Below are 13967 nucleotides of genomic sequence, written 5' to 3' on the forward strand. Positions count from 1 at the left end.
GAAGGTGATCACATGTTTAATTTGAAGAAACAGCACACGCCTAGCCCACATTCAAAATTAATACAAGAGCTGAATGACAATGCCCGCACCACTGAAAATGCTTTGAATGAATTGAATAGAGCAGATGAGAGGCACCAACAAAGCGAGACGGCACACAAAGCCGAGCATATTACCCATCGTGGGAAAAGCGTTGGTCACTGGCTTAATAGTTTATGGGCTAGATTGATTAACTTAATTGTAAATCACGACGGTAATGACGTGAAAGAGGTCGTGGATGGTCGGGTTGCAATAGATGCCACCATTCATCCAACCTTAAACGACCGACTTGAATATGACTTTGATAGGTTGGAGCAGAAAGTGAATGACATGCTTTCAATTGTGTCTTTGCAGCCGTTTCTGAACAAATACGGCAACTTTACGAAAGCTCTTCAAACTGCACTTGATTTGTCAAAAGATCGTCCCATTTGGCTTTATATTCCCCCAGGAGGCTACACGCTGCGTGAACGAGTGAGGATTTATAAAAACACTCATATCACTTTACAAGCAGGGGCAACGATCAAGCGTGGATTTGTTGGCAGCATGTTTGTAAATGGTGATTCCACAGAGAGTTTCACCGGATATAACGGCCACGGAAACTTGATCATTGACGGTCAAGGCGCTATCGACAGCATGGGGCATGAAATCAAAGAGCAGTGTTCTATTTTCGGCTTTGCTCATGCATCCGGCATTATCATGCGAGATATTACCTTGAGAAATGTATGTGGTGGTCATGCGTTTGATTGTGCGGGCAATGAAAATGTCTTGATTGATAACGTGACATTTGAAGGTTTTGCGGACTATGTAGGAGACAGATGGTTTTCCGCAGCGGTTCAAGTTGATTTGATGCGTTCCTCTAGTAACTTCGGTGCGTTTGGAGCTTATGATCACACACCGACAAGGAACCTCACAATGCAAAATTGTACTATCCGAAAATCAGCAGAGCTTGGGGGTTATCCTAGAGCCATTGATTCACATACAAGCACTGATGGTGTTCTCTATTCGGGTATTAGATTCCTCAATAACAAGGTTTACGATTGCACAGAATGGGCGGTGTCAGGCAACAAATGGCAAGATGTGTTTGTTGATGGAAACACATTCGAAAACTGTTCCGGCGGCGTTAGAACGTTATTACCAAGCGTCAGCACTGTTTATACGCAAGACAAAAACGGAAATCCGACTGGCAGAGTAAACAAGACAAAGCGTCACACAATAAAAAACAACAAATTTATAAATATGACGGTTGATCATGCAATCCAGGTGTACGGTCGTAAAGGCTATCAAACGATTGATCATGTGGTCATTAAGGGCAATCAAATTGACGGCACGACAAGGCACGGTATTCATGTTTCTGACGTCAAACATTTTGTTATTGATGATAACAACATGGAGAACATTGGACACCACGGCGTACTGATTACCCGCAGCACTCGGGGAAAAGTTCACCACAACACAGGACGTGACATCCAGGGGAACGGTGTGCGAGTAGAGGAAGGGAATTGCGATTATGTTTCAGTGGATGACAACACGCTAGAAGAGATCGGTTTCTCGGGTATATCAGTTTCGGGAGAATCGGAATATGTACAGGTGGATAAAAACACAATTATGAATGCGGGCAAGCGAGGGGATGAATACGACTTTATTTTGTTCATGGATGGGGTGAAAAACAGCGCCGTCCGTAACAACACCGCAAACGGAAAGACTGGAAGACACGGTATGTATTTAACAAGCAAATGTTCATCCATCCAACACTATGGAAATCGTTTAAAAGGTGCAGGGAAAGTATCAGCATTAAACGATAATAGCGTTGATCCAATACGTACAGTCGAAAATATTACTTGAGGGGGGAAATCATGACGAATCAAATTTTTAAAAATGGCGTGCTGCCTTTCGTGGTTGATGCCTATGATCAAAGCGTGTACGATTCAAAAATTGTTTTTTCGACCCAGGACATTGGCACAGCAAAGCTAGTCTTTCAAGTGCGTAAAGATGGTGTGCCACTTCCGTTGTCAGCGGTTGACGGAAAACTCGTACTAAAGTTTGCAAATGGATCGAAAAACATTCGGAATATCACGCTTGTTGATAAAGTCGAAGGGATCGCCGAATACATCTTAGACAGTAATGAGATAAAGATTTTCGGAAAGGTCCAAGCGTCATTAAATTTGTATTACCGAAATGGACAATCCTTATCGGTACATGAATTTACATTCGAGATTGATCGAAATTTAATTGACCGGGACATTGCCCCGGCAGCGGAATTTTATATTGATGATTTTCAATCGTTGAAAAAACAAATAGAACGCATGGCGGCAGAACTTGAAACCGACATTCAAAACCGAACTGAAGATATGCAAGGAAACATTGATAAGATCACGAAAGAGCTTCAAGAGCAGCTTGACAGGATGAAAGAGAAACTTGACGATCTCGAAGCGCTTGAAACCAAACAAGGCGCACAAGATAAAGTAAACGCACATGCTAACAATAGCGAAATCCATGTTTCAGAAGCAGAAAAAAACAAATGGAATAATGGTCAATTATATAGATTGACTCAAAACAATGGTAAGCCTATTTATAAAGGGACAAGCGAAACCACAGATTACAACGAGATAACCGATACCGGTTTTTATCTTATCTATAACAAGGGTTTAAATGGACCTCCAACGGTCAATAAATCATTCATGATAGTGTTAAGTTATGGTAGCACTCTTTTACAGACTGCATATGACACGAATGGAAAAAAATCGTTCTATAGAGTACGCAATCAAGATTCAACTTGGACAGTTTGGATGTCCTCATTGACCGAAGAAGATAAAATATCCCAGAGTGAAAAAGATAAATGGAATAATGGTCAATTGTCTAAGATCACCGCAGACAACGGTATGCCATTGATCTCAATTAAGGATACTTCTTTAAGCATCTTAGACGAAGTTATCAATAATGGATTGGGTCAAGGGACGTTCTATGCTATCGCAGGATCAAAAGACCTGCCGAATCACCGTTCTTTTAGAGGTTTCTTCCACATGACAGACACAACAAATGGTAAAGCAAGTTTCGGTTGGGTATATGCTACGGATTACGCCAATAACATCTACACCAACTACTTAAATAATAATGTATGGAGTGGTTGGTCAAGGTTATCTAACCCGTCTATGTTGTCTGAAACCGGACAAAGTCAATTGTTGCCGAATGGTACGGACATTTTAACGCTGCCGTCCGGCTACTACTATGCAGTAGGCACAAACGTAGTCAACATGCCAAGCAAAACAGATTCGTCTTGGTTTAATATCTACGTCATTGACAATGGCAACAATCGTAAAACGTACCACATCATTAGAAGTGGAGATAACCTTCATTGGTGGGGAACGGTTCATACGGACGGGAAACTTAAAAGTTGGGATCGAATGTTAACCGAAAAAGATTTAAGTAGCACGTGGAATCAAGTCACATTTGTTACAGGTACAACAAAACATTTTGCTAGTAACCCACTTCAATTCTCAATACGTCTAAACTCTTTACATCTTCGGGGGTCTTTTGAGGGAGTCCCGGCGAACGATACTATCATTGCGCGTTTTACTCAAAAACCGTCAGCGACAACCGTTTTTGTGGGTGCTACGGTTGGATCATATGGTTCAGCCCGTTTGACGCTTGCGGAAGACGGATCGTTGAAATTTGACGGTTTAAACGCAAATGACAATTCGAAGGTGACACGAATTGAAATAAACGAAGAAATTCCATTGTGGTAAAGGAGTGATTGACAATGCAAATTTTCTACTACGACGAAAATTTCATGTATATAGGCGAAGATGTCATAAGTGATTATGACGAGCTGCCTAAGAACGCTACAGATGTACGTCCAGAGGGGTTATATCTTCCCCTGTATGATGAGAAAAAGAAAACATGGAGTGAATCAGCATCCAAAGAGTATATAGAGAGCTTGCAGCCAAAGCCGCAGCCGTCAGAAATGGAGATCATGCAGAAGGAAATAGCTGAACTTTATTATTTGCTTGCGGTAGGTGAAGCATCATGAATATTTGGTTTGAAAGAATTAAAGGTTTTTATGATAGAGAATTATGGACAAAAGAAATGGTATATAACACAGTAGCAGCGGGGAGAATCACCCCCGAACAATATGAGCAGATCACAGGTGAGCCATACAAGGTATAGGCTTATTTTTTATGGCGGGAGAAGGTGAGAGTTATGGAAATGGATTTGGCGCAGTATTTAATGACACAGGGACCGTTTGCGGTTCTTTTTTGTTGGGTGCTGTTTTATGTCCTCAATACAACTAAAGAACGTGAGAACAAGCTAAACGAACAAATTGACGCACAAAATGACGTACTAGCAAAATTCAGTGAAAAATATGACGTTGTAATCGAAAAATTAGATCGAATCGAAAGAAACCAAAAATAACTGAAATGGGGAATTGAATATGACAAATTTCGACAAAGGCACTGTGATCCGTACGGTGCTTCTTTTTATGGCATTAATCAACCAATTTTTAATCATGGTCGGTAAACCTGTTTTGCCGATCAGTGAGGACCAAGTCACATCATTGGCTGACACATTGTACCTTGCCTTCTCAATGGTCTTTACATTAGTGACAACGCTTATGGCATGGTTCAAAAATAACTATGTGACATCTAAAGGTCAGCTTCAAAAAGAAGCGCTTCAACAAAAAGGATTAACAAAATAAGAGCTGCCCCAGGCGGCTTTTTTAAATACTAAAAAACAATTTTAAGGAGTAGATGAACAATGGTAAAAATCATTCAAGATTATATTTCAAAGAGTAACCGCAACAGACCAGGCAACTATATGAAACCTTTATATATTACGGTTCATAACACGTCTAACACGTCAAAGGGCGCAGACGCAGCAAGTCACGCAGCTTTTGTTAAACGATCTAGTACAGCCGTTAGCTGGCACTACACTGTGGACGAAAATGTCATCTATCAGCATTTACCGTTAAACGAAAACGGATGGCACGCAGGAGACGGCAGAGGAACGGGCAACATGAAGTCAATTGGGATTGAAATTTGTGAAAATGCAGACGAAAATTTTGAGAAGGCAGTAGAAAACGCTCAATGGCTCATTCGCCAGTTAATGCAGGATCAAGGGATTCCATTGGCAAACGTTGTACCGCATAAGCATTGGAGCGGGAAAGAATGTCCCCGCAGGTTACTTAATCGCTGGTACAGCTTCAAAGCCGGGATCGCAGTTGCAAACACAAATAAAAAGCCGTCTGCTAAACCAACAAAAGCAACACCATCCAAAACAGCAGCTTCCAAGCCTGCTAAAAAGTCATACAACCTGCCTAATGGCATTTTAAAAGTTACAAAGCCTCTTACAAAGGGGGCAGGCGTAAAAGCTGTACAACAAGCCCTAGCGGCGGTTTACTACTACCCGGATAAAAAGGCAAAAAACAACGGGATTGATGGCTATTACGGACCGAAAACAGCGGATGCAGTCAAGCGGTTCCAGCTCATGCACGGTCTTGCTGCCGATGGCATCTATGGTCCTAAAACGAAAGCGGCTCTTAAAAAGGTATTGAAATAAGTAACAAAATGAAAAAAAGACCTCACATGATGCGAGGTCTTTTTTTATCCACAAGCATTAGAGGAGGTTCCCCTGTCATATTCAATCCAAATCGTCTATTGATTATAACTCCAATTTATAAATAATCACGTTTCCAATACCACTTACATATAGTATATACCGCATGTCTTTAATCATTTCTCATGGTTTTTTTCACACTAGAAAAAATCTCCCTCGGGTGAGGTCTTTTCTATTTGTGTTTTGTATCTTTATTTCTTTTCTTGTGGAGGGGGAATAATTTATTTTAATTTCGTACGAATGTTTTTTGGGGAATAATACAAAAAATAAAAATGATTTATTAATCTAGATTTTTGATTCATTTGTATTAAGGGGATAGTACAAATATCATATCCTTTTCATAGAATGATTTAGAGGTGATCTTATGAAAAGATGTAGACATTGTGGAAAAACCTATACATCTCATTCGGAACATAATAAAAGAGGAAGTTGGTATGGTTCGTATGAAGATTATGAGTGTGACAGTTGTAAGAAAGGGAGGTCAGGAAAACCAGTAAAACCAGTAAAACCAGTAAAAAATCCATGCTGCGGAAAAGATCCTTGTGTTTGTGTCATTCAAGGACCGCCAGGGGGAAGAGGAAGAAGAGGCCCAGCAGGCCCTGCTGGAGCCACAGGAGCGACTGGTGTAGGTTTAACCGGAATCGTGGCATTTGATCCAGCGTTAGAATCAACCTATAGAGTAGGTCAGGTAGTGACATATGATGGAAGCACGTATTTGGTCACTTCAGAACCTCCAGCAGGTGCGCCGGATACGTCGCCAAATTATATATTGTTAGCTGCTGCAGGTGAAACGGGAGCGACCGGTGCTACTGGAGATACGGGAGCCACTGGTGTAACTGGAGATATCGGTCCAACAGGAGTAACCGGCACCACTGGAGATATCGGAGCAACAGGAGCCACTGGTGTAACTGGAGATATCGGTCCAACAGGAGTAACCGGCACCACTGGAGATACAGGACCAACAGGAGCCACTGGTGTAACTGGAGATATCGGAGCAACAGGAGCCACTGGTGTAACTGGAGATACAGGTCCAACAGGAGCCACTGGTGTAACTGGAGATATCGGCCCAACAGGAGCCACTGGTGTAACTGGAGATATCGGTCCAACAGGAGTAACCGGCACCACTGGAGATACAGGTCCAACAGGAGCCACTGGTGTAACTGGAGATATCGGCCCAACAGGAGCCACTGGTGTAACTGGAGATATCGGCCCAACAGGAGCCACTGGTGTAACTGGAGATATCGGACCAACAGGACCTTTTTTATCTAGTTCTGTTGATGCAAGAAGTAATCTTGTTCAAACTATTGCACCCGGTGGTTTAGTTTCTTTTAATGCATTAGCGTTAATAGGAAATGGAATTACGTTTAATGGAACAAATGCATTTACTCTCAATCAACCTGGTCTTTATCTTGTGATTTACACTGTGAATACAGCTGAAAATACTGGTGCCAGTGCATTTAGTGTGGCTGTGAATGGTACCAATGCAGCATCTATAGGTAATTCAGCAACTAGTGGAGGGAACATGGGAAGTGGTACAGTTATTCGAGTGCAAGGATCACCAGTTACTATCTCATTGGTAAGTGCCTCAGCTACCGCTAGGGACTTAGTATTAACTAATGGTGGTAGCTGTGCTAGTTTTCAAATATGTAGATTTGCAGATGGTCCATCAGTTTAAAACACTATTAAAAATTAAATGTAAAACAATTATTTTAGAGTTAATTCATTTAGAATTGTATAAATAAAACTAATATCTGTTTTGAAAAACCCATTAGAAAAAGCCCTTTTCGGGGGCTTCTTTTTTATTTGAAACGCCATTCCTGCTTTTCCTTATCCCACGCCAGTTCATTTCTTGACATAAGATATCTAACGGCTTTTCTAATGGACTGTTCGTCTTACCTGTTTTTATTTTTAAGTCCTCTATTTTGGGATTCTTGCGAAACCTGCTCATATTATTATAGATGATCCTGTATAGCTTCCTCTTTGAACGGCGTTGACGTCACCCAGGTATTTTGATGTTTTATAAAGGATCGATCTTATTTTATTTATGTTCATGTATTTCACTTCCTTCATTAGTTTATATTTATGTGGGCGCGCCCACAAAACACCCACAAACATATGACGGCTTATTATTTTATATGACGTAAAACAAATATAAACCGCAGAAATCACGCCAAAAAGGGAACGTATGTATGTTTGTGATTCCCAAAAATAATTAAGTTTGAGATGGAAGGTTCTATCGGTTAATAAAAAAAGGACCAAAAACGTGATATCAAACGTTTTTGGTCTTTTTGTTTTTGAAAAAATACAACTTACATCCCGCTAGGTGAGTAAAACTCATCAAAGGCTTTAGACAAATCGTCAGCTGCAGATGTCAAGATCGTTTCTTCTTCTAAAATCGCTGTTCCTTGTGCCCGGACAATATGAAATTGATGAAACCCCATCAAGTTTTGAAATATTTCTTTTAGGTAATGATGTGAAAATTCCAGAGGTGTATATCGATCGTTATTTGTGAAAATTGAGCCGCTTGCTTGAAGCAAAAGTACACGATAATCGTCAGTCATCAGACCAACTGAACCAGCTTCTGTATATTTGAACGTTTCTCTAGCAATCAAGATATTATCTATATAATCTTTCATACGTGAAGTCACATTGAAATTATGAACAGGTGACACAATCACAATTCGATGATGTGCTTTGAATTGAGCCAATAAAGCAGATGAAGCAGCAGCGATTTTTTCTTCGGTAGCTGTTAATGTTTGTTCGGATGCTTGCTTATCCCAAATACGTAGCAGCTGGTCTTTTTCGATACGAGGAATTTCAGTTTCATGTAAATGTAAAATTGTAGGTTCATCATGAGGGAATCTTTCTTTAAACTGTTCTAAAAATAGTGTTTGCAGTTTGTTTGAATAACTTTCTCGATGAGTGAAATCAGGGTGCGCGTTAATGATTAATGTTTGCATATACATGCTCCTTTTCTTTTGATAAACTGAGTATAAAATATAAAGGTGACAAAACATGTCACCTTTTTCAGAAGGAAAATCAAATGAAAAAATCAGAACGATTAAATCAGGAACTTATTTTTTTAAGTGATAAGTACTCTTTTCAATTAAAAGATTTAGAAACCGAATTTGGCATATCGAAACGTACGGCGTTGAGAGATATGGAAGAGTTGGAGTCCATGGGTTTAGCTTTTTACGTTGAAAACGGCAGACATGGAGGGTATCGACTGGTGAAACAATCTCCATTGGTTCCTATTTATTTCAATATCGATGAAGTTCAAGCTATTTTTTTCGCGCTTAAAGCTTTAGACTTGGTGTCAGCAACACCATTTAAAAAATCCTACTCACAAATTCGGCAAAAGCTGTTTGCCACAATGTCTGATGAGAGAAAACAAATGATCACGGAGACTTTGGATGTGATTCATTACTATAATGTCGCACCAGTCAGTGAACAAAATCAATTGGAATTGATTTTACAGGCGATGATGGAAGATCAAATCGTGAAGATGACTTATACTCAAAATGAAAATAAAAGGATCAGGCTGCAATTTCTTGAGTTGTTTTATCGAAATGGGATTTGGTTCACCAAAGCATATGATGTTCAAAATAAAAAGTGGGACATCTATAGATGTGACTTTATGAAGGACTTGATCATTGAAGAAGGCAGAGACACCTTTACGAAGGAAGAATTAAAAGCACTGCAGATCGAGTACGAAAAAACTTATCATGATATCTCATTTAAATGTCGTTTAACGGAGCAAGGAAAAGAAAAGTTTTTGAAGAATCATTATCCGAATATGAGATTGGAGATCGTTGATGATACTCCTTATATTATGGGTGGATACAACCAAGAAGAATTATCGTATATGACTCACTATTTGATCTCATTTGGGAAACATGTGAAAATTGAATACCCTGATGAATTAAAAGAAAGTTATCTGAATCAATTGCAAGAAATGGTCGACCAGTATTGAACCATAAAAGACTTCAGAAAAGGCGAACCACTACAGTTCGCCTTTTTCTTATCTGTTTTTATCACGGTGAGTTACTTCGCCGCAGTGAATGTATTGGTTTTCGGTTGATCATGTACCTTTCCATACGTCAGCTGACGCCAAATAAATTCCATCGGTCCGTACTTAAACCGTTTTAACCATAACGTACTGAAAAGCACAAGGAAGACATACACGCCAATAGCCATGAAGAACGTACCAGCAGGCTGAAGATGATCGACAAGCCCCGCTCCATACTTTAGAAATAGCATGGTTCCAATGATCGAGTGAAGCAAATAACAGGTCAGGGACATCCGTCCGACTTTGGTAAAGACCATTAAAGCACCTCGCAGCTGAGGAACGTGCAGAAATAGCATCGCAAGTGTACTCATATAAAACATACTGCCAGTTAATCCGCCGTTTTGTTCAAGGGCAGAGGCCATGTCCATCCACAGTGTATTTTCAACAGGATTGACCGCCGTAATGATCGTACTGCTCTGTGTAATCATAAACGCGATTGTGAAAATGACCCAAATGCGATTCCAAATCGCTTTTTTCGCCTCCATGTTTTTGAAAAACTCCATTTTCACAAAATACACACCAAGTAAAAACATGAAGAACATGGAATAGACGGTAGAAAAAGAACTGGAAGCCATCGTCACCATATCTGTCCACCGGTCACCAATAGACGCTAAATAAGTCAGACTGTTGTGGCTGGTCAAATCAAAATCTGCAAAGTCCGGCTTGCCCGATGAGCCTGCACTGATGGTATGAAGCAGCATCGTGAAAAAAGGCGTGAGCAATTGAATCACAAAGAGTGTGATCAGCCAGTATAGGATGGTTTTAGCTGTTCGTTTGTAAAAGAAAAGTAACAAAAAGCCAGCGGCAGCATAATAGGTCAAAATATCACCAATCCAAACAAAGGTGACATGCAGAAGGCCAATTCCTAAGAGAATGGTTAACCTGCGTGCAAACAGCTTGTTTGGGCTGTCCACCTTCTGAGCAGCTCGATCCATAAAAATCATAAAACCAACTCCGAATAGGAAAGAAAACAACGTAATGAATTTCCCTGAGGCGAACCAATTCACCAAGTTGTGAAAAACATCATTTGCTTCCATATCGAACCCCTTCGCCGAATCCACGATCAAAAAGTAATTGACCAGAATAATCCCCATTAAGGCAAATCCCCGTACAATGTCTAAGAAATGAACCCGATCCCGCAGACTCATCGGTTGTCCGTGTGCTACTTTGTTTGCATTCATATCCATGCTCCTTTTCTTGTTATGATAAATGTCATTCGGATCAACACATCGATCCTTACAATGAATCAATATACGACCCAATTCTTAACAATTTATGAAGATCCAATTTTTTGAAAATGAATGTGACAAATTGATGGCAGATGGTCATATTCATAAACTGTTAAGATTTATGCTGTATCTTTTCACATAGCTAGATGATATATAGTAAAGACATAAAAGAAAGTACATCACGTATCATGAGGTGAGAGAGACATGACGCATCGAATATTAATCGTAGAAGATGATCAAGATATTGGAGACCTTTTGCAGGAATCCCTTACACGTGCTGGATATGAGGTGCTGAGAGCGATGAATGGCGAGCAAGCATTGAAGCTTGTGAACGATTCGCTCGATTTGGTGATTTTGGATGTGATGATGCCAGGCATTTCAGGCATCGAAACGTGCCAGCAGATGAGAGCCTCCTCTAACGTTCCGATTCTATTTCTGACAGCCAAATCAAGTACATTCGATAAAACCGAAGGCTTACTCGCCGGCGGGGATGATTATATGACAAAACCTTTTTCACAAGAGGAGCTTCATGCTAGAGTGATTGCACAATTACGCAGGTACACCGTCTATCAGGAAAAGAAGGAGCAGGAAGAAACTTTTCTTGTTGGGGGCAAGCTGAGGGTGAGCGAAGAATTTAATGAAGTGTGGAAAGAAAGTCAGCAAATCAAGCTGTCTGATTTAGAATATCGTGTGCTCAAGCTGCTGATGAGCAGGCGAAACAAAATATTTTCAGCCCAAAATATTTATGAGAGCGTGTGGGGACAGCCTTATTTCTATTGTTCCAACAATACGGTGATGGTGCATATTCGAAAGCTGCGTGCCAAAATTGAAGATGATCCAGCTCGCCCTGTATATATTAAAACGGAATGGGGAAGAGGATACCGATTTGGCACATCGTAAATATACACTAGCCAAAAAGCTGGCATTGCTGATTTTGGCGGCTGCCATTGTGAGCGGTCTTGTTTTTATGACGCTGCAAAAGATCACCAATGAGCTCATTGACGGATACTTGAGTTCGGACGAGTATTACGAGGAGGAGTCAGCTAAATATATTCAAAAATTCAGTCGTTATGTTTCTGAGAATAAGCTGTCTTCAACAGATCGACAAGCGTTTGGTGAGTGGGTGAAAAAAGAGAATTACATTAATTTGACCATCTTCAAGGATGAAGTGCTACAATATGACTCCATCTATTCGGCTGCGGATGAATCGGCGTATGGAAAAGAAAAGGTGACCCAGTACGCCGAGCATCATTCGTTTCCGGTTCAGTTTAGCGACGGTGAAGGCCGCGTCATGGTGGATGGTTTCTATTCATCTCGTTACCACGATCTTGCCTTTACACTTGAGCTGCTCGGAGCGACACTTATTTTTCTCCTTATTGTTCTTCTCGGTATTCGCAAAAGTTTACGCTACCTGCAAACGATTCACCAAGACATTCATATTCTTGAAGGCGGCGAGCTGGACTATGAGATGACGGTGAAAGGTCATGACGAATTAGCGATGATTGCCAAAAGTATTGAGGATCTTCGTAAAGCTTTTCTGGACAAGCTTCAAGCCATCGACGAGCTACAAGAAGAGAGCCGCAGCTTGGTTACTGAAATGTCACACGATATGAGAACACCGCTGACGTCGCTGATGATGAATTTAGAGTTTGCGAAAAAAGAGGAGGCTGGAGCGGATACCCGTAAAGATCAATATATAGCAAGTGCTTATGAAAAAGCACTGCAATTGAAAAATCTGTCTGATAATCTGTTTGCCTATTGTCTACTTGATAAAGAACATGAACCTGAGCTTGAGACCGTTGCAGTCAAAGAGGTCATTTACGATCTCTTATCAGATCAGGTGGCGATCTTGCATCAAGAGAAATTCAAAGTACACCTGTTAGGAGAGCTGCCCGACAGCTATATCAACGTGAATGTCGAGGAGCTTGGCCGAGTGTTTGATAATTTGATGTCCAACTTACTTAAATACGCCGATCCCAAAAAAGACATCAATCTCACGTTTTTATCCGATCAAGAAATCTTTGAGATTCACGTCAGCAATGCGATAAAAGAGACAGATGACACGCAGGAAAGCACTGGACTTGGTGAACGAAGCATAAAACGAATGATGTCCCGCATGCACGGGCAGTTTGAAAGGATGGAAAAGAACGATATTTACTACATCGTGCTGCGATTCTGGCACATCAAAATATAGACCACAAATGAATAATATGGAATGGAGAGACTACCCAATGAAACGATTCAACAACTTCCAAAAGGTACCCGATCTCTTGCAAGGCCTTCTGAATATCTGTCTGTTCTTTCTAGCCATTGCTTTAAGCGTCCTCTTAATTAGTGAAACTTGGTATATTGTCCAATTCGTCTACAAGACTTTGTTTAACAAAGGAGAAAGCTATTATGGGATGCTTGGAGAACTGCTGATCTTCTTTATGTATTTTGAGTTTATAGCCTTAATTATTAAATACTTTAAATCAAACTTTCATTTTCCGCTTCGCTATTTTATTTATATTGGTATCACAGCTGTCATCCGATTGATTATCATCGATCATGAAGAGGCTGTATCGACGTTCTGGTGGGCGCTGGCCATTCTTGCGATGACTTGTGCACTCTTTATCGCCAATAAACGACATACCGCGCAGGAGCATGAAGAAGTGAAGTGAGGGAAGAAGACGAACGATGACCGTTCGTCTTTTTTTCATGTATTGGTATTGAGGAGGTGAACATTCCATCTTTAAAGTAGTACATTAAGATGTTGTAGTGATGAGTGATCGCAAGAAGAAACAGGGATATTCAAAAGTGGTTTACCTGATGGACGGATTCTTATGGTATGCTTTAGAAGCCTTTTCTTTCCATTCATATTCATCATTCTATGAACATGGTTCGATCAGGTTGTTTTTTTACGAAATATTCTAGTTGAACAACTGCTCGTTCTGACGAGAATTGTGCCCATTTCCAAAGCACCGAACCGTCAGTATATGAGTACGATTCTTATTTTCACTGAAAGTAAATTATTCTTATTTCGA

General features: G+C 40.4%; 14 protein-coding genes. 12 read left to right on the forward strand and 2 right to left on the reverse strand.

All coding sequences use genetic code 11. From position 1 onward, the window contains the following. Positions 1-12 precede the first annotated feature (12 nt). The 8 genes from C6Y06_RS03990 to C6Y06_RS20515 all read left to right on the forward strand — a co-directional run bounded on the left by C6Y06_RS03990 (position 13) and on the right by C6Y06_RS20515 (position 7321). The gene (locus C6Y06_RS03990) at positions 13-1878 is read left to right on the forward strand and encodes a right-handed parallel beta-helix repeat-containing protein (protein WP_106035564.1); all 1866 of its coding nucleotides are present in this window, start codon (positions 13-15) and stop codon (positions 1876-1878) included. Positions 1879-1889: 11 nt separating this feature from the next. After that, positions 1890-3779: a BppU family phage baseplate upper protein gene (locus tag C6Y06_RS03995; RefSeq protein WP_106035563.1), complete on the forward strand. Its 1890-nt coding sequence runs from the start codon at positions 1890-1892 to the stop codon at positions 3777-3779. A gap of 14 nt (positions 3780-3793) precedes the next feature. Then, the gene (locus C6Y06_RS04000; protein ID WP_106035562.1) at positions 3794-4063 is read left to right on the forward strand and encodes a hypothetical protein; all 270 of its coding nucleotides are present in this window, start codon (positions 3794-3796) and stop codon (positions 4061-4063) included. Further along, a complete protein-coding gene (locus tag C6Y06_RS04005; RefSeq protein ID WP_073206564.1) occupies positions 4060-4200 on the forward strand; it encodes an XkdX family protein in 141 nt (46 codons plus the stop codon). The genes C6Y06_RS04000 and C6Y06_RS04005 overlap by 4 nt, the downstream gene beginning before the upstream one ends. A gap of 33 nt (positions 4201-4233) precedes the next feature. Further along, positions 4234-4446: a BhlA/UviB family holin-like peptide gene (locus C6Y06_RS04010; RefSeq protein ID WP_034324986.1), complete on the forward strand. Its 213-nt coding sequence runs from the start codon at positions 4234-4236 to the stop codon at positions 4444-4446. 19 nt (positions 4447-4465) lie between these two features. Next, positions 4466-4729 carry a phage holin gene (locus C6Y06_RS04015; RefSeq protein WP_106035561.1) on the forward strand — a complete coding sequence of 88 codons (264 nt, stop codon included), beginning with the start codon at positions 4466-4468 and terminating at the stop codon, positions 4727-4729. A gap of 59 nt (positions 4730-4788) precedes the next feature. Further along, a complete protein-coding gene (locus C6Y06_RS04020; protein WP_106035560.1) occupies positions 4789-5589 on the forward strand; it encodes a peptidoglycan recognition protein family protein in 801 nt (266 codons plus the stop codon). A 421-nt stretch (positions 5590-6010) separates the two neighbouring features. Then, positions 6011-7321, forward strand: a complete 1311-nt coding sequence (locus C6Y06_RS20515) for a hypothetical protein (RefSeq protein WP_106036534.1) — start codon at positions 6011-6013, stop codon at positions 7319-7321. Between the two features lie 634 nt (positions 7322-7955). On the opposite strand, the gene C6Y06_RS04030 is transcribed toward C6Y06_RS20515, so the two are convergent. Further along, complete coding sequence (locus tag C6Y06_RS04030; protein WP_106036535.1) at positions 7956-8606, reverse strand: FMN-dependent NADH-azoreductase; 651 nt, start codon at positions 8604-8606, stop codon at positions 7956-7958. 83 nt (positions 8607-8689) lie between these two features. Between C6Y06_RS04030 and C6Y06_RS04035 the strand changes: the two genes are divergently transcribed. Beyond that, complete coding sequence (locus C6Y06_RS04035) at positions 8690-9619, forward strand: helix-turn-helix transcriptional regulator (protein WP_106036581.1); 930 nt, start codon at positions 8690-8692, stop codon at positions 9617-9619. Positions 9620-9690: 71 nt separating this feature from the next. Here the strand turns inward: C6Y06_RS04035 and C6Y06_RS04040 are convergent, their stop codons facing one another. Further along, entirely contained in the window at positions 9691-10896 is a 1206-nt protein-coding gene (locus tag C6Y06_RS04040) for a DUF418 domain-containing protein (protein ID WP_106036536.1), read from the reverse strand. Between the two features lie 252 nt (positions 10897-11148). Here C6Y06_RS04040 and C6Y06_RS04045 point away from each other — a divergent pair, with 252 nt between their 5' ends. Genes C6Y06_RS04045 through psiE form a run of 3 tightly spaced genes read left to right on the forward strand, consistent with a single transcriptional unit; the run spans position 11149 to position 13604 of the window. Next, positions 11149-11844, forward strand: a complete 696-nt coding sequence (locus C6Y06_RS04045) for a response regulator transcription factor (RefSeq protein WP_106036537.1) — start codon at positions 11149-11151, stop codon at positions 11842-11844. Further along, the gene (locus C6Y06_RS04050) at positions 11831-13138 is read left to right on the forward strand and encodes a HAMP domain-containing sensor histidine kinase (RefSeq protein ID WP_106036538.1); all 1308 of its coding nucleotides are present in this window, start codon (positions 11831-11833) and stop codon (positions 13136-13138) included. Before C6Y06_RS04045 ends, C6Y06_RS04050 begins: the two co-directional genes overlap by 14 nt. Positions 13139-13175: 37 nt before the next feature. Continuing rightward, on the forward strand, positions 13176-13604 hold the full coding sequence (gene psiE, locus C6Y06_RS04055; RefSeq protein ID WP_034659895.1) for a phosphate-starvation-inducible protein PsiE: 429 nt from the start codon (positions 13176-13178) through the stop codon (positions 13602-13604). Positions 13605-13967: the final 363 nt, after the last annotated feature.

This window comes from Bacillus sp. MZGC1, assembly GCF_002998605.1.
Lineage (GTDB): Bacteria > Bacillota > Bacilli > Bacillales > Bacillaceae > Bacillus.